This is a genomic window from Bacillus sp. FSL W7-1085 (genome assembly GCF_038595035.1).
Classification (GTDB): Bacteria; Bacillota; Bacilli; order Bacillales; family Bacillaceae; genus Bacillus; species Bacillus altitudinis.
This window is the reverse complement of sequence record NZ_CP152000.1, coordinates 2,271,356-2,287,642: the sequence shown is the minus strand read 5'-3', so window position 1 is coordinate 2,287,642 and position 16,287 is coordinate 2,271,356. Positions and strand designations below refer to the sequence as shown.

The following is a 16,287-nucleotide window of genomic DNA, read 5'->3' as shown; positions in this document are numbered from 1 at the left end:
TTAAAATGAGAACAATAGATCATCTATTGAAACATAAATGAGTCTTTTGAAATAGGGGAGTGGTCAAAGGTGGCGTATTATGTTGTTTTCGATGTAGGCGGAACAAAAACAAAGCATGGGGTCATGGATCGAAATGGTGAGCTGATCACGAGCGGCGACTACGTAACAAACTGCCGACAACTTGAGCCGTTTTTAGAGGACATGGAGAACGTGGTGAAAGAGTATCAAAGGACTTGGGATATCAAAGGGATTGCGATGAGTCTTCCGGGTTTTGTTGACAGTCAAACGGGTTATACGGAATTTGCAGGAGCGATTATTGCTTTAAATGGCCAAAATGTCAAAACGCTTTTGGAAGAAAAAACATCACTTCGTGTAGAAGTAGAAAATGATGCGAACTGTGCAGCTCTGGCTGAAAAATTTAGTGGTCATGCGAAAGAGTGTGACAGCTTTATATGTATGACGCTTGGGACTGGTGTCGGCGGTGGTATTTTTGCTGGTGGCGAGCTTGTGCGCGGTGCCTCTTTTCGCGGCGGTGAATTTGGTATGATGCTGACAGAAACAGAAAATGGTCAGTTTACCACACTCAACAGCAGTGCTTCGACAGCTGGATTGATACGAAGCTACAAAGAGCAGCAGGGCATTCCACAAAGTCAGCAAATCGACGGTCAAGAAATCTTTGAAAAAGCCAAGCATGATCCGGCCATTGAGAAGATGATCGATCAGTGGTACAAACGAATCGCAATTGGTATTTACAATGTGGCAACAGTTCTCAATCCAGAGAAAATCCTCATTGGCGGGGGCGTGAGTGCAAGGCCCGATTTGATTCCAAACATTGAGAAACATTTACATACTTTGCATGCATGGAAAAACATACAGGTGACACTGGAAACGTGCTATTACTTCAATCAGGCAGGTATGATGGGTGCACTTTATCATTTTTTAATAAAAGAAGGACATCATCGTACAATCAAAAAGTCGATACATTAAACGGATCGGCTTCAGCGTGTAGACAAACCGTCGCATTCTTTGTCAGTCCTGCGTGCTGGTGCTCACGAATGTCAAATTCGCTCCGCGCCAGTACTCGTCCTTCCTAGGGCTTCAAAGGTTTTCTATCACGCTGAAAAGAAGACAAAAGGCTAAAATCAAGTTCATTTTAGCCCTTTGTCAACAATCTGAAGCCGATACATTAAAAACGTATCGGCTTTTGATCTGTTTTAGTAAGCAGTTTGCAGTCGCTTTTCATACTGTTTGATCCATTGGGATGCTTCTTGCCAGTTATTAACGCGAATGATCCGTTCATCAATTGGCATTTGATTATACGGTGAGTTAAACAGAATCACTGGAATGTCAGCTTCTTTTGCAATCATTGTGGCATTGCCATGGTGATCTTCAAAAAACACATCGATCTTATGTTTTTGAACAGCTTCCACCTTATGATGTCCGCCAACAAGCTCGATATCGTCGTAATGGACATGATTCTCCTCAAACCATTTGTAGGTGATGTCTGAGTGATGCTGCCTTCTGGCTGTGATATAAATCAATTGATGATGATGTTTCATTTGATTGAGGATTTCTTTTGCACCCTCGGCAGGCTTTGCCTGTTTATAAATAAGAGGCTCATACTCATTCATCCAGCCCCAAAATTCTTCATTTGAAATCTTTAAAAGCTTCGTCAAATCATATTCCGTCATATCATCTAGTGTGATGTCACATTGAAACGACTCATTTAAGTAGGGGACAAAGGTGTCCTGCGCCGTGACTGTGCCATCGATATCAATTCCTAAACGTAACATGCCCACACTCCTCATATTTATCCTCTTAAAGTGTAACATAATCAATTCACAATTCCAGCAAGTTTTAGCAAACATGAAACAGACATTTTTGCTCATACTAAAAAAGCTCCTTTCTATTAACCAAAAGGGGGAATTGATCATGGAAAGAGACGAAGATTTCAGAAGAAATGATCGTGAAATCGACACACACTTTAGTAATGATGATGGCTATTTAGAGGAAACAGCTGCTGAAATAGCAGAGCCATATCAAGCATCAAGAGATCGTGAAGACAGAAGAGAACGTGACCATGTAGGTGACGATTCAGGCAGTAAGGGGATAGGCTATACAGCACTCGCGATTGCGATTATCTCATTATTTGTCTTGCCGGTGCTATTAGGCGTAGCGGCAATCGTCGTTGGTTATATTGCAAGAAGAAAAGGAGCACATGCGCTTGGCGCGTGGTCAATCGGGATCGGAATCGTTTCCGTCATCCTCGGCATCTTTATCACCCCGTTCTTTTAACAGGACAGGAACAGAAAAACGCCTGACAGTGATGTCAGGCGTTCTTTTTTATGCGTTCGCTTGTTTTGCTTTTTCAGCTTCCATTTTTGCATAATGTTCTTCAGCGATTTTATCGATTTCTTTTTTCAGTTCTTCGACCATTGTTTCTTCTGGCACTTTCCGAACGATTTCACCTTTGCGGAATAAGAGGCCTTCACCTCTAGCGCCAGCGATGCCGATATCAGCTTCACGCGCTTCACCTGGACCGTTTACAGCACATCCGAGAACAGCTACTTTAATCGGTGCTTTAATTTTAGAAATATATTCTTCGACTTCATTTGCAATGCTAATGAGGTCAATTTCAATTCGTCCACAAGTTGGACATGAGATGAGTGTTGCTGCATTTGATGCAAGGCCAAATGATTTTAATAATTCACGTGCCACTTTGACCTCTTCGACCGGGTCAGCACTTAATGAAATACGGAGTGTGTTACCAATCCCCATATTCAAGATTGCGCCAAGACCAGCTGCACTTTTGACCGTACCTGCAAATAATGTACCTGATTCTGTAATCCCAAGATGAAGAGGATAATCAAAGGCTTTTGCTGCTTTTTCGTATGCCTCAATCGCAAGGTTTACATCAGATGCTTTCATACTGACAATGATGTCATGAAAGTCTAGGTCTTCTAAAATTTTAATGTGATGCAGTGCACTTTCAACCATACCATCTGCTGTTGGATAGCCGTATTTATCAAGAATCTTTTTCTCGAGCGAACCGGCATTTACCCCAATACGAATTGGAATGCCTTTTTCTTTTGCCGCTTTCACAACTGCTTCGACTTTTTCTCGTCTTCCGATGTTTCCTGGGTTGATACGAATTTTGTCTGCACCTGCTTCAATGGCTTTCAGTGCAAGCTTGTAGTCAAAATGAATGTCGACAACAAGGGGGATGTTGATTTGTTTTTTTATGTCCGCAATCGCATTTGCTGCACGCTCATCTGGGCATGCGACACGCACGATTTGACAGCCAGCTTCTTCTAAACGTTTAATTTCAGCTACTGTCGCTTCGACATCATGTGTTTTGGTTGTCGCCATACTTTGAATGACGACTTCATTGTTTCCACCTATAGTTAAAGGTCCCACTTTGACGGGACGCGTTTTTGTACGATGTGTGACTTCACTCACTTGTCAATCGCTCCTTAGTGTACATGCAATTCGTTTGCAGTGTACGACGTGTTTTACATCTCATATTGTAACAGTCTCTTTGTATGAATGACAAGGAATTAACGTTTTATCTCTTATAGACCGGAAACTTGTATGTGCTGCCTGCCCGAATTTCGTTCGCTTTGACGCCTTGATTCAGTGCTTCAAAGTCTTCGATCACTTCATCTAATGGCTTACTTGTATGCACGATAGAGACGACGGTTTGTCCTTGTTTAACAGTGACAGTTTTATATGCCTGTTTTTCAGCTGTTTGAAAGGCGCTGGCGGGAACAGCAGGGCCTTCCTGAACGGGGATCGTTCCATTTTTTAAATCAAAAAAGATAATAAAGAGGACAAACAAACTGACTAGTAAAAAAATAATTCGCCGCATTTTACTCACCGCTTTTAAGAGTTTACTTCAGATTATGCATGTCCCTGAGTTGATAGAACAAAAAAGAGTGAAAAAGCTAGGAAGGGTGGTTCTAGTGAGTTCTAGTATGACTTGTAAGTGAAAAAAGTTTGGAAAAAGCAATCCTAAGCCCTTTCTTTATTATGATAAAATCAAAACAGGGGGAGAGTATATGAAGAAAATCAGTCAGCATATATATGTAAGAACACTAACAGAAAGTGATGCAGAAGCACTATTAACACTTGAACGAGAAAACCGCACTTATTTTCAGCAATTTACTCCTTTGGTTCAGGATGATTTTTTTACTGTACCTCGTCAAAAGGAACGGATTAACCGCAGTATGCAAAGGCGTGCAAAAGATGAAGCCTATATGCACGGTATTTTCTTAAATGAAACAGATGCATTAATTGGAACGATCTCACTCAATTCTGTTGAAAGAGGACCGATTCAAGGGGCTTTGCTTGGATATGTACTTGATGAAAAGCAAGGTGGGAAGGGGTATATGACAGAGGCGATTCGTTTGATTATCGATTATGCCTTTTATGAACTGTACCTTCACCGTATTGAGGCTGGCGTAAAACCATCTAACATTGGTTCCATTCGTGTGCTTGAGAAGACAGGGTTTGAAAATGAGGGACTTCATCGTAAAAAAGTAAAGATCAATGATAAGTGGGAAGATCACTATTTGTTTGCGATCATCCATCCAGATGAGTCATAGGGTCAAAACAAATAAAAAAGCTCCCCAAAATGAGGGAGCTTATTTTTTTGCAGGTATTTCTTTAACGACAAGATATAAGAAAATAAAGTTAATCACCCAATTTAATAAAAATGAGTTTGCAACCGGCGTGTTTAATGCACTCATGATGGCGAAAAAGACGGTTGTTAATGTGAGTGAATAGGCAGAGAGCTTCCAAAGCATTTGAAAGGACAGCTCTTTTTGCTGCATTCGTTTAATAAATGTGCCAAGCATGGCTAGGAATGTTGCGCTGATGAACATGAGAGCAGCAGTAGATAGGTACAGCAGGACACAAATGACAGGGATAATGATCGCTTGATTCTGGTTTGTGACGCTGGCAAGTTCATCTTTTGTGAGTGTTCCGCCAAGCAGCTGGTATGGAATATCTGTCATTTGTCCGTCAATGGCAATCACTGCTTTTTCTTTCAATAACGCAATGGCTGTTTGTTTTGATTCAAGCTCACTTGATTTTATTTTTTCAGCGGGATCAAAGATAATCGTGATGCCATTTTCTTCTTTTTCGATCGGTGTGCTTTGATCCGCTTGAAGCGTTCCTTTTTCAATGGAAAAGTCGGGTAAATCTTTTTTAATCACATGTTGAAATCCTGACATCGCATTTGAAATCTCTTGGCTCATATGATAGCCCTGGGGGACAGCTGCGATGATCGAAAGGATAAAGATGAATAAAATGGCCTTTCCAATCCCAGTAAAACGTGCTCTGGCAATATCTTTTGGTGAATAAATTCCTTTTAACAATAAACTAAATACGTTCAACCGATTCACTTCCTACATTCTTTTCTATTTCTCACATTGTATCAATGTCTATCCATCCAGTACAAGTACGGCCTTCATTACTGGTTAAGATAGAAGGAATGAGGCATAATGTATACAGCATATAAAAAGGAGGCGGCAGCGGATTGGACGTGCTGTATTGGATTTTGATCGGCTGTGCATTTATCATTGCGTTTGTGGGACTTGTCTATCCAATCATTCCTAGTGTGGTTTTCATGGTTCTTGGGTTTATTTTATATGGGCTTTTTTTTAGCTTTGAGAAATTGACGCTCACCTTTTGGCTCATTCAAGCCATGTTTACAGCTGTGTTATTTGCTGCGGATTATGTCTCCAATCTGATTGGGGTGAAACGCTTTGGCGGCAGCCGGGCGGCCATTTGGGGAAGTACCATTGGGCTTTTAGCCGGTCCTTTTGTGATTCCGATTGCTGGAATTATCATTGGTCCATTTATCGGCAGTGTTATCGCAGAGCTGCTCGTTCATCAAAAAGATCTGAAGACAAGTGTGAAAGTTGGGCTTGGCTCATTAATTGGTTTTGTGTCAGGCGTATTTGCAAAAGGGTTGATTCAAGCACTGATGCTGGGAATCTTTTTGTTTTATGTGCTTCGCTAAATGGAAAATCGGTGTTTAACACTCTTTCTGAAGGGTTAAATACAAAATAAACACTGAAATGTTTCAGATCATGAGCAATAACGTTGAAACAAGCCGTTTCTTTTGATACTCTTTGATTAGGGTGAATTGCTTGCTTACTAAGGAAGCATTTCAGTACATACATTTCTAAGGAGGAATTTAACCATGGCTTTTAAACTTCCAGAATTACCATATGCTTACGATGCATTAGAACCACATATCGACAAGGAAACAATGACGATTCACCACACAAAACACCATAACACTTATGTAACAAACTTAAACAAAGCAATCGAAGGTGTATCAGCTCTTGAAGATCAATCAATTGAAGAGCTAGTGGCTAACTTGAACTCTGTGCCTGAAAACATTCGTACAGCTGTACGTAACAATGGCGGAGGACATGCAAACCACTCATTATTCTGGACGCTTCTTTCACCAAACGGTGGCGGCGCACCAACTGGTGAACTTGCAGATGCGATCGAAAAAGAATTAGGCGGATTTGAAAAATTCAAATCTGATTTCGCTGCAGCAGCTGCAGGACGCTTTGGTTCTGGTTGGGCATGGCTTGTTGTGAACAATGGCAAACTTGAAATCACAAGCACACCAAACCAAGATTCTCCTTTAACTGAAGGAAAAACACCAATCCTAGGACTAGACGTTTGGGAGCATGCTTACTACCTAAACTACCAAAACCGTCGTCCTGATTACATTTCAGCATTCTGGAATGTTGTGAACTGGGATGAAGTGGCTCGCCTTTACAGCGAAGCTAAATAAATGATTTGATTTGAAAAGACCTGCTTCTCTCTGAGAGCGGGTCTTTTTATATTTTCCCTCCTTTTTTTACATATCTGCCTTTTGATGAGACAGACTATTGTGTAGAAAAGGAGAATGAATGATATGAGCAGATTAAAGAAAATGTTCGGGGACATGGATGTCACAAGAGATTTATTGCTCCTCCTCACGATTGGCGGATTATACGCACTTGCGATTGCGCTTTCGAATACGTTTGTGAACGTGTATTTATGGAAACAGTCTGGGCGATTTACAGACCTTGCGATTTATAACTTGGCGATAGTTGTCCTTCAGCCCATTACCTTTTTATTTGCTGGTCGGCTCGCTAAAAAAATAGATCGTGCATTTGTCCTTCGTTTCGGTGTCATCTTCTTAGCCGCTTTTTACTTAATTGTTCTCATGGCAGGAGAGCAAGCGGCAGCTCGGCTCGTGTTATTAGGCAGTGTGCTTGGAATCGGCTATGGTTTTTACTGGCTTGCCTTTAACGTGCTCACTTTTGAGATCACTGAACCTGAAACAAGGGATTTCTTTAATGGATTTTTAGGAGTGCTTACCTCTACAGCTGGTATGATTGGGCCGCTCATTGCAGGAATTGTGATTTCTCAATTAACGGATGATACAGGCTATACAGTGATTTTCACTTTATCGCTTTTTTTGTTTTCACTAGCGGTGGTGATGAGTTTTTTCCTCAAGAGGAGACAATCAAAAGGAAAATTTATCATTAAGCAAATTTGGAAAGAGCGCCATGCGGACGAGAATTGGCATAAGATCACAACTGCTCACTTTTTTCAGGGGCTCCGTGAAGGCGTGTTTGTCTTTTTAATCAGTGTCTTTGTGTTTATTGCAACAAACAGTGAGCTTGCTTTAGGCACATTTGGTCTAGTCAATTCAGGTGTTGCCTTTTTTGCCTATTTTTTTGCTACCCGTTTGATTAAGAAAAAATGGCGTAAAAAAGCGATTATGTTTGGCGGGCTTATTTTATACGGCGCTTTATTTTTAATCGTCTTTCACTTGTCCTATGTATCACTGCTTATGTACGCTGTAGCCATTGCGATCGGCTACCCGCTTCTGCTTGTTCCGTATGTCTCTTTAACTTACGATGTCATCGGTCATGCCAGATATGCAAGAAAAGCCCGAATTGAATATATTGTCGTCAGAGAACTATTTTTAAATGCAGGGCGTATTTGTTCGATTGTCTTTTTTCTTTTATCTGTCACCTTACTGGGCGATCGGCTTGGGATTCCTGCTTCACTTGTCGTACTCGGAGCGGGGCACACCCTTATTTATTATTTTGTAAAGGACATTCATTTAAAAGAGAAAACAGCTGATATAGAAGAGGCTGACGGTCAAAAGCCTGTTTCTCAAACGAACCTTATGAAGGGAGAAAGGTAAAATTTCTTACCAATGGAACATCAAATTTCTAGATAAATGATAGAAAAACCGCTAAAATGATGATGGCACCTTTTATACACAAAAAGGGGTGCCATTTCTTTCTTGATAGAAAAGGTGATGTGATGAGAAACAAGAAAAACAAAAAAGACGCGAAGGAAGGGCGCAAAACACTTCCGATCCGGCTGAATTTATTATTTTTAGCTGCGTTCATTATTTTTACCGGTGTTGTGGTCAGACTCGGTTTTGTGCAGATTGTGAATGGAGAAGATTATAAAAAGCAGGCAGAAAAACAAGAAGACGTAAATGTCAGCTCATCTGCTCCGCGCGGAAAAATTTATGATCGAAACTATAACACGATTGTCAGCAATAAAGCGCTAAATGCCATTACATATACGAGAACCTCGACGACTTCACAAGAAGAGCGGCTCAAAGTGGCAACAAAATTAGCGGATATGATTCACGTAAGTACGAAGAAAATCACAGATCGTGATAAAAAAGATTTCTGGATCTTAACCCATCCGAATGAAGCGAAAAAGCTTGTTCAAAAAGAAGCCGATTTAAAGGGTGACGATAAGGTCTCTGATGATAAACTATACGAGCTCCAGCTGAAACGCATCACAGACAAGGAATTAAATCAACTGACGAAAAAAGATTTGCAAGTGCTTGCGATTAAAAGACAAATGGATGCAGGCTATGCACTTACGCCTCAATTTATTAAAAATGAAGATGTAAAACCAAGTGAAATTGCTTACGTCTCTGAGCATTTGGACGAACTGCCAGGTGTAGATGTCACAACAGACTGGTCACGCAGCTATCCTTATAAAGGACTGCTCCGCAGTATGCTCGGCAGTGTGTCTTCAAGTGATGAAGGTCTTCCGTCGTCACTGCTTGAACATTATCTATCACTCGGCTACAGCCGAAATGATCGTGTAGGAAAAAGCTATCTTGAATATCAATATGAAGATGTGCTGCAAGGTCAAAAAGAAAAAGAACAAAGTACAACGGATAAAGAAGGCAATGTCACAAGCTCTAAAGTGTTAACAGAAGGAAAGAGCGGGAAAGACCTTGTGCTGACGATTGATATTCAGCTGCAAAAAGCGGTGGAAAAAATCATCGAAAAGAACTTAAAAAGTGCGAAGCAAAGAGGCGGCACAGAACTTCTTGATCGTGCGTTTGTTGTCATGATGGACCCGAGAAATGGGGAAGTGCTCTCGATTGCGGGTAAACAGATTACCAATAAGAATGGGACATACAAATTTGATGACTATGCACTAGGAACGATGACATCATCATATGCGATGGGATCAGCAGTAAAAGGGGCAACTGTGCTGACAGGTTATAAAACAGGCGTCCTTCATATTGGAAGCACCCAATATGATGAACCGCTCTATATCGCTCAGTCACCGCCGAAAAAATCCTATCAAAATATGGGACTCATTAATGATTTAACCGCACTAGAACGTTCATCAAACGTGTATATGTTTAAAACAGCGATTGCAATTGGGAAAGGGGAATATCGTAAGAATCAGCCGCTCCCAATTGATACAAAGGCGTTTGATACGTTCCGTTACAATTTTAGTAAATTTGGTCTTGGAGTGGAGACAGGTATTGACCTGCCAAACGAAGCAACTGGCTATCGTGGAACGTCTACACAATCCGGTCTTTTACTTGACTATGCGATTGGACAATATGACACGTTTACACCGCTGCAAATGGCGCAATACGTTTCAACGATTGCCAATGGCGGCTATCGTTTACGTCCTCAGCTCGTAAAAGAAGTGAGAGAGCCAGATCCGCAAAGAGGCATTGGGGCTGTAACAGAGTCCGTCAAGCCGGATGTACTGAATAAGCTCGATATGACAAGTGATGAGATCAAACGCGTACAGCAAGGATTCAAGCTTGTGATGCAGAACCCAAGAGGGACAGCATATTCGAACTTTGGCAACAAAAAATACAATCCAGCTGGCAAAACAGGGACCGCTCAATCATTCTATGACGGCCCGATTAAAAGCAAACGCGGCACACCAACGTATAACACAACACTTGTTGCGTATGCGCCTGCTGATAATCCAGAAGTAGCGATTTCAGTTGTCGTGCCTTGGGTGTATCAAGATTACAACCAGCGCTATCCGATTACAAATGATATTGGTGAACAAGTATTAGACAAGTACTTTGAACTGAAATCAAAACAGGAAAGCAATGATACACAAGCGAAGAACAAAAACAAAATTGAAAATGAAGCAGAAACAAATAACTAGACCTTTTCTAGGTAAAAACGCTCACTTTTTGTGGGCGTTTTTTTATATTTTCTTCAAACTTTTCGATATAAATTGACAAAAATCATAAAAAACCCCGCAATTTCTCTACAAATCTTCGACATTTACAAAACCTTAACATTCCATTTAAACGAAATTAATAAAGAACCTTTAATGTATTACTCGTAGGACAAATTATTCAGGGGGTATTCTTGAAATGAAAAAGAACAAATTATGGCTGCTTACTTTCCTTACTATCGCATTGTTAGCATTCGTCACAGCATGCGGAAACAGCAGCTCAAGCGGAGATTCAAAAGACAGTAAAGGAAATGCTTCAAACAAAGATGAGGCATCAGGTTCCATTACCATCTCAGGATCATCTGCGATGCAGCCTTTAGTTCTTGCGGCAGCAGAAAAATTCATGGATAAACATCCAAAAGCCGATATTCAAGTACAAGCCGGCGGTTCAGGAACAGGACTTTCTCAAGTATCAGAAGGATCTGTACAAATTGGGAACTCAGATGTATTCGCAGAAGAGAAAGACGGAATCGACGCAAAAGCTTTAAAAGACCACAAAGTAGCAGTTGTTGGAATGGCGGCAGCTGTTAACCCTGAAGTTGGTGTCAAAGACATCACAAAGGACGAATTGAAAAAAATCTTCACTGGTAAAATCAAAAACTGGAAAGAGCTTGGCGGGAAAGACCAAAAAATCACACTTGTGAACAGACCAGACTCATCAGGAACTCGTGCAACATTTGTGAAATATGCACTTGACGGCGCGACACCTGCAGAAGGAATCACAGAGGATTCTTCAAACACAGTGAAAAAATTGATTGCAGAAACACCAGGTGCGATTGGGTACCTAGCATTCTCTTATTTAACAGATGACAAAATTACACCGCTTAGCATTGATGGTGTGAAACCAGAAGAAAGCAATGTAGAAAGCGGTAAATATACAATTTGGGCATACGAGCACTCTTATACAAAAGGTGAGCCAGAAGGTTTAGCAAAACAATTTTTAGATTACTTGATGAGTGACGAAGTACAAAAAGAAATCGTTAAAGACCAAGGCTACATCTCAGTCTCTAATATGAAAGTAGAAAGAGACGCAACAGGCAAACAAACAGATAAGTAAAAGGTCTTGAATTGATGATGAAGGAAAAGTGGAGCTTTTCACTTTTCCTTTTATGACATTCATAGGAGTGTAGAAAAAGATGAAACAGATAGAACATACAGAAGCGAGCGATCGACTGATCAGCTCGAAAAAAAATAGGCAAATGGATGAAGTAAGAGGAAGTATTTTGGTGAAATTTTGCGCATTCTTAATGATTGCTGTATCAATTGCCATCACAATCTTCCTTGGCATTAAGGGTTTACAATCTTTCATCGTAAATGGTGTAAGCCCAATTGAGTTCTTAACCAGTATCAATTGGAACCCTACAGCAGAAAATCCGCAATACGGCGCATTTCCATTTATCTTTGGATCAATCGCTGTCACGCTTCTATCAGCACTCATAGCAGCACCGCTAGGCATCGCAGGAGCGATCTTTATGACAGAAATTGCACCTGCATGGGGACGGAAAATTCTCCAGCCAGTGATTGAACTGCTTGTAGGGATTCCATCCGTTGTTTACGGATTCATAGGTCTTACAGTATTGGTGCCGTTTATTGGACACTTTAAGTCAAGCGGTTCAGGGCACAGTGTGTTAGCAGGAACGATTGTCCTTTCTATTATGATTCTGCCAACTGTTACATCCATTGCAACTGACGCAATGGCTTCACTTCCAAAAAGTTTACGTGAGGGATCGTATGCATTAGGCGCAACAAGATGGCAAACGATCAGACGTGTTCTTGTACCTGCAGCGCTGCCAACATTAATGACAGCAGTCGTGCTTGGAATGGCAAGAGCATTTGGAGAAGCCCTTGCCGTTCAGATGGTCATTGGAAACACGCGTAATCTACCAGAAAGTATTATGGACACAGCTGGTACATTAACAACCATTATTACGTTAAACATGGGACATACAACGTATGGAAGTGTTGAAAACAATACACTTTGGTCAATGGGACTTGTCCTTCTAGTTGTATCATTTATGTTCATACTCATTATTAGATACTTGTCATCTAGGAGGAAGATTTAATGAATAGCAAAATGACCGATCGTTTTGCCACAATCGTTTTTGGATTATGTGCCGCCATTATTACGGCGATACTTGTTGGCTTGTTTTCTTATATCATCTTCAACGGTGCCAAAGAATTAAATTTTGACTTTTTGACTACCCGCTCAAGTGCGATTGGCTCTGGTGGCGGTATTAGGGATCAGCTGTTTAACTCGTTTTACATTCTATTTATTACGATGCTGTTTACCGTGCCTCTTGGCGTGGGCGGCGGGGTGTACATGGCAGAATATGCACCTCAAAACAAAGTGACTGATTTTATTCGTACATGTATTGAAGTGTTATCGTCTCTGCCTTCAATTGTCATCGGTATGTTTGGTTTGCTGATGTTTGTTAATTTAACAGGATGGGGCTATACGATCATCGGAGGAGCCCTTGCGCTGACTGTCTTTAACCTGCCAGTGATGGTCAGGGTGACAGAAGATGCACTTCGATCTGTACCGAAGGATCAAAAGGAAGCATCGCTTGCGCTCGGTGTGACAAAGTGGCATACAGTGAAGACGGTTCTGATCCCAGGTGCGATTCCATCCATTATTACCGGAGCGATTTTAGCATCGGGAAGAGTTTTCGGTGAGGCGGCTGCTCTTCTTTTCACAGCAGGTCTTTCAACACCGCGTCTTGATTTTACAAACTGGAGTCCTTTCTCCGATACGTCACCACTCAATATTTTTAGACCGGCAGAAACATTAGCCGTTCATATATGGAACGTCAATACACAGGGGATTATTCCAGATGCAGAGGCCATTGCAAATGGTGCATCAGCCGTACTTGTGCTCTCTGTATTAGTATTCAACTTAGCAGCTAGATGGCTTGGTTCATTTATTCATAAGAAGCTTACGTCAAAATAAATAGTGAGAGGTGTGAAGGGGATATGGTTCAAATGCTAGCAGAAAAAAAAGAGATTGCAGCAAAAAAGGCTCCACTTCAAGCGGAACAGATTCTACAGGTGCAGGATTTAAGTATTTATTATGGTGAAAAAAGAGCAGTCAATCAAATTTCATTTGAAATTGAAAAAAATGCAATTACGGCATTAATCGGCCCATCAGGGTGCGGAAAATCGACTTTTTTACGCAGCATTAACCGCATGAACGACCTAATTCCAGGTGCACGAAGTGAAGGGGCGATCATGTACGAAGGGTTAAATATTTTGGATGACCGTATTAATGTGGTGAATTTAAGAAGAGAAATCGGGATGGTCTTCCAAAAGCCAAATCCATTTCCTAAATCCATCTACAACAACATTACACATGCGCTAAAATATGCGGGTGAAAAAAGGAAATCAGTGCTTGATGATGCGGTAGAAGAAAGTTTAACAAAGGCAGCGCTATGGGATGAGGTCAAAGATCGCTTGCACCGCTCTGCCTTATCATTATCAGGAGGCCAGCAGCAGCGCCTCTGTATTGCACGTACCCTTGCGATGAAACCTAGCGTGCTTTTATTAGATGAACCGGCTTCTGCCTTAGACCCGATCTCAAATGCAAAAATTGAAGAACTATTATCGGAATTAAAACATGATTATTCGATTGTCATTGTCACACACAATATGCAGCAAGCGTTACGTGTATCTGATCATACAGCCTTTTTCCTGAACGGTGATCTAGTGGAATACGATGCGACTGAACGTATCTTTACACGTCCTGCGCAGCAAAAAACAGAAGACTATATTAATGGTCGATTCGGATAAGGCGGGTGGATTTTGATGAATGCAGTAGCAACTGAAACAGCCAAAAAAGAAGTGTTTCGTGTGAATGATATGAACCTTTGGTACGGACAGCATCACGCACTGAAGCATATTGATTTAGACATTAAAGAGCATGAGGTCACAGCGATTATCGGTCCGTCCGGCTGCGGAAAGTCAACATTTATAAAGACCTTAAATCTCATGGTCAAAACAGTGCCAGGTGTGAAAATCACCGGGGATATGATGTATAACGGTGACAATATTTTAAAAGGTCGTGTCGATCTAGTGGAACTGCGTAAAAACGTCGGGATGGTCTTTCAAAAAGGAAACCCATTCCCTCAATCTATCTTTGATAATGTCGTCTACGGGCCAAGAATTCACGGGGTGAAGAGCAAGCAGCAATTGAAAGAAATCGCTGAAAAAGCGCTTCGTGATGTTGCCCTTTGGGATGAAGTGAAAGATCGATTAAGTGCGCCTGCATTAGGTCTTTCCGGCGGTCAGCAGCAGCGTCTTTGTATCGCAAGAGCCATTGCCACAAGCCCGGATATTCTATTAATGGATGAACCAACATCTGCGCTTGATCCTGTTTCAACATTAAAGATTGAAGAATTAATCATGAAACTGAAAGAGAAATATACGATTGCCATTGTGACGCATAATATGCAGCAAGCGGCAAGGGTATCAGACCGAACAGCGTTCTTTTTGATGGGCGAGCTTGTTGAGGTCAATGATACGAATGTGATGTTCTCAGAGCCAAATGATCAAAGAACAAATGATTATATATCAGGACGATTTGGATAATCAAAAACCCCCTGGAGGTCAATGCCGCCAGGGGGTTTTTGATGTTATTTTGTTAAGGCTTTGACAATTTGTTTAAATGTCATACCTGTTTTTAAATTGAATTTGCCGGCACGAATTTCTTTATGGTAGCCTGCGTCTATCACGTAATCATTAAAATCTTTAGACGAGTTGATGATTCCGTCCTTTTCAAGCATGTCTGAAACATCACTTGTGCTCATACCGTTTTTAATCACGAATTTAACCGTTTTGCCTTTTGGTTTGTCCGTTGTTTGTTTATCGTTCTGAGAATCGCCGTCTTCATTTGCTTTCAGCGCTTTTTCTTTATAATCAAGAAGTTGTTGATATGTTTCACGGCTGACGGAGACTTCTTTTTTAGAGTCTAAGTAATTTTTCACGTCAGTGTCTGTCACTTTCGCTGCGAGGGTTTCTTTTGTTGTAGAATCAGCTGCCGCTTCATCTTTTCCAGTAAGGAAAAAGACGATCGCCAGAACACCAGTTGCAAGAATCATACCTGCTGCAAACGTTTGGATGCTTTTTTTCGTCATACAAGCACCCTCTCGTTGTCTTTAATGATCATGTTCACATCTTCTACAGAGACATGCTCAGCGCGCGCAATCGCCTCAGGAGACATGCCATTTTGATGCTTTGAAATGATTTGTCTTGCAATAGATGGATCAATTTCTGAATGCTTGCGGACAACGATGTTTGTTTCAAGCAATTCTTCTTCAAGAACCTTCATTTTCTTTTTCAGTTTATAGATTTCTTGCATTGCAGATAGTTGAAGTGTTTCAAGTTCCTGTTCGACTTCTTTAATCGGCTCTCTTTGAAAATATGAGAATGCGATCAGTACAATACTGACAACAAGCAATCCGATAATTGCAATTTCCATGTTTCATCACCTTTTATTCATATTTTAATGCTGAAAGCCAAAAAAGGCTCTCATGATTGTTTCAGACAGTTTTCGACCCTTCTTTTTTATACCATAAAAAAGCTAGTTTCAAAAGGAATTGCTGAAAAAATCACCTTTTTTTCATCATTTTTCTTTTTATAGGGAAACCAAGTATGAAAACCTTGCCCGCTGTTAAAATAAAAGAAGACGGATCAGATGAAAAAAAGCTGTGGAACAAAGAGGGGGTTCTCACGTAT

The 16,287-nt window shown here is 41.0% G+C and carries 18 protein-coding genes; 12 read left to right on the top strand and 6 right to left on the bottom strand.

Translation table 11 applies throughout. The annotated features are described in order from the left end of the window. The first annotated feature begins 69 nt into the window (after positions 1 to 69). A complete protein-coding gene (locus tag MKY11_RS11770; protein WP_110487389.1) occupies positions 70 to 987 on the top strand; it encodes an ROK family protein in 918 nt (305 codons plus the stop codon). Positions 988 to 1,214: 227 nt separating this feature from the next. Here MKY11_RS11770 and MKY11_RS11765 read toward each other — a convergent pair whose 3' ends face one another. Further along, positions 1,215 to 1,793: a nucleotidase gene (locus MKY11_RS11765; RefSeq protein WP_008342361.1), complete on the bottom strand. Its 579-nt coding sequence runs from the start codon at positions 1,791 to 1,793 to the stop codon at positions 1,215 to 1,217. A gap of 139 nt (positions 1,794 to 1,932) precedes the next feature. Here MKY11_RS11765 and MKY11_RS11760 point away from each other — a divergent pair, with 139 nt between their 5' ends. Then, a complete protein-coding gene (locus tag MKY11_RS11760) occupies positions 1,933 to 2,295 on the top strand; it encodes a DUF308 domain-containing protein (protein ID WP_008342359.1) in 363 nt (120 codons plus the stop codon). A 48-nt stretch (positions 2,296 to 2,343) separates the two neighbouring features. Here MKY11_RS11760 and ispG read toward each other — a convergent pair whose 3' ends face one another. Both ispG and MKY11_RS11750 read right to left on the bottom strand, forming a co-directional pair. Next, positions 2,344 to 3,459 (bottom strand): flavodoxin-dependent (E)-4-hydroxy-3-methylbut-2-enyl-diphosphate synthase, encoded by a 1,116-nt coding sequence (gene ispG / locus MKY11_RS11755; protein ID WP_008342357.1) that lies wholly within the window; start codon positions 3,457 to 3,459, stop codon positions 2,344 to 2,346. Positions 3,460 to 3,565: 106 nt separating this feature from the next. Then, positions 3,566 to 3,868 (bottom strand): hypothetical protein, encoded by a 303-nt coding sequence (locus tag MKY11_RS11750; protein WP_007501268.1) that lies wholly within the window; start codon positions 3,866 to 3,868, stop codon positions 3,566 to 3,568. 190 nt (positions 3,869 to 4,058) lie between these two features. On the opposite strand from MKY11_RS11750, the gene MKY11_RS11745 reads away from it, so the two are divergent. Next, complete coding sequence (locus MKY11_RS11745; RefSeq protein ID WP_045034379.1) at positions 4,059 to 4,604, top strand: GNAT family protein; 546 nt, start codon at positions 4,059 to 4,061, stop codon at positions 4,602 to 4,604. 39 nt (positions 4,605 to 4,643) lie between these two features. Here the strand turns inward: MKY11_RS11745 and MKY11_RS11740 are convergent, their stop codons facing one another. Beyond that, entirely contained in the window at positions 4,644 to 5,396 is a 753-nt protein-coding gene (locus MKY11_RS11740; RefSeq protein ID WP_007501266.1) for a DUF1189 domain-containing protein, read from the bottom strand. A 143-nt stretch (positions 5,397 to 5,539) separates the two neighbouring features. On the opposite strand from MKY11_RS11740, the gene MKY11_RS11735 reads away from it, so the two are divergent. The 9 genes from MKY11_RS11735 to pstB (MKY11_RS11695) all read left to right on the top strand — a co-directional run bounded on the left by MKY11_RS11735 (position 5,540) and on the right by pstB (MKY11_RS11695) (position 15,141). Continuing rightward, entirely contained in the window at positions 5,540 to 6,025 is a 486-nt protein-coding gene (locus tag MKY11_RS11735) for a DUF456 domain-containing protein (protein WP_007501265.1), read from the top strand. A 183-nt stretch (positions 6,026 to 6,208) separates the two neighbouring features. Next, a complete protein-coding gene (gene sodA, locus MKY11_RS11730) occupies positions 6,209 to 6,817 on the top strand; it encodes a superoxide dismutase SodA (protein ID WP_007501264.1) in 609 nt (202 codons plus the stop codon). A 123-nt stretch (positions 6,818 to 6,940) separates the two neighbouring features. Further along, positions 6,941 to 8,227, top strand: a complete 1,287-nt coding sequence (locus tag MKY11_RS11725; RefSeq protein WP_342501428.1) for an MFS transporter — start codon at positions 6,941 to 6,943, stop codon at positions 8,225 to 8,227. A 122-nt stretch (positions 8,228 to 8,349) separates the two neighbouring features. Further along, complete coding sequence (locus MKY11_RS11720) at positions 8,350 to 10,485, top strand: penicillin-binding protein 2 (RefSeq protein ID WP_017358000.1); 2,136 nt, start codon at positions 8,350 to 8,352, stop codon at positions 10,483 to 10,485. 214 nt (positions 10,486 to 10,699) lie between these two features. Further along, positions 10,700 to 11,617 carry a phosphate ABC transporter substrate-binding protein gene (locus tag MKY11_RS11715; RefSeq protein ID WP_017367609.1) on the top strand — a complete coding sequence of 306 codons (918 nt, stop codon included), beginning with the start codon at positions 10,700 to 10,702 and terminating at the stop codon, positions 11,615 to 11,617. 79 nt (positions 11,618 to 11,696) lie between these two features. Then, on the top strand, positions 11,697 to 12,623 hold the full coding sequence (gene pstC / locus MKY11_RS11710; protein WP_017357999.1) for a phosphate ABC transporter permease subunit PstC: 927 nt from the start codon (positions 11,697 to 11,699) through the stop codon (positions 12,621 to 12,623). Next, on the top strand, positions 12,623 to 13,507 hold the full coding sequence (gene pstA, locus MKY11_RS11705) for a phosphate ABC transporter permease PstA (RefSeq protein WP_007501259.1): 885 nt from the start codon (positions 12,623 to 12,625) through the stop codon (positions 13,505 to 13,507). The genes pstC and pstA overlap by 1 nt, the downstream gene beginning before the upstream one ends. Positions 13,508 to 13,539: 32 nt before the next feature. Then, positions 13,540 to 14,343 (top strand): phosphate ABC transporter ATP-binding protein PstB, encoded by an 804-nt coding sequence (gene pstB / locus MKY11_RS11700; protein ID WP_008342339.1) that lies wholly within the window; start codon positions 13,540 to 13,542, stop codon positions 14,341 to 14,343. A gap of 15 nt (positions 14,344 to 14,358) precedes the next feature. Beyond that, on the top strand, positions 14,359 to 15,141 hold the full coding sequence (gene pstB / locus MKY11_RS11695; protein WP_017367606.1) for a phosphate ABC transporter ATP-binding protein PstB: 783 nt from the start codon (positions 14,359 to 14,361) through the stop codon (positions 15,139 to 15,141). Between the two features lie 44 nt (positions 15,142 to 15,185). Here pstB (MKY11_RS11695) and MKY11_RS11690 read toward each other — a convergent pair whose 3' ends face one another. Both MKY11_RS11690 and MKY11_RS11685 read right to left on the bottom strand, forming a co-directional pair. Next, complete coding sequence (locus MKY11_RS11690) at positions 15,186 to 15,686, bottom strand: endolytic transglycosylase MltG (protein ID WP_008342335.1); 501 nt, start codon at positions 15,684 to 15,686, stop codon at positions 15,186 to 15,188. Beyond that, the gene (locus MKY11_RS11685) at positions 15,683 to 16,030 is read right to left on the bottom strand and encodes a hypothetical protein (RefSeq protein WP_003217285.1); all 348 of its coding nucleotides are present in this window, start codon (positions 16,028 to 16,030) and stop codon (positions 15,683 to 15,685) included. Before MKY11_RS11685 ends, MKY11_RS11690 begins: the two co-directional genes overlap by 4 nt. Positions 16,031 to 16,287: the final 257 nt, after the last annotated feature.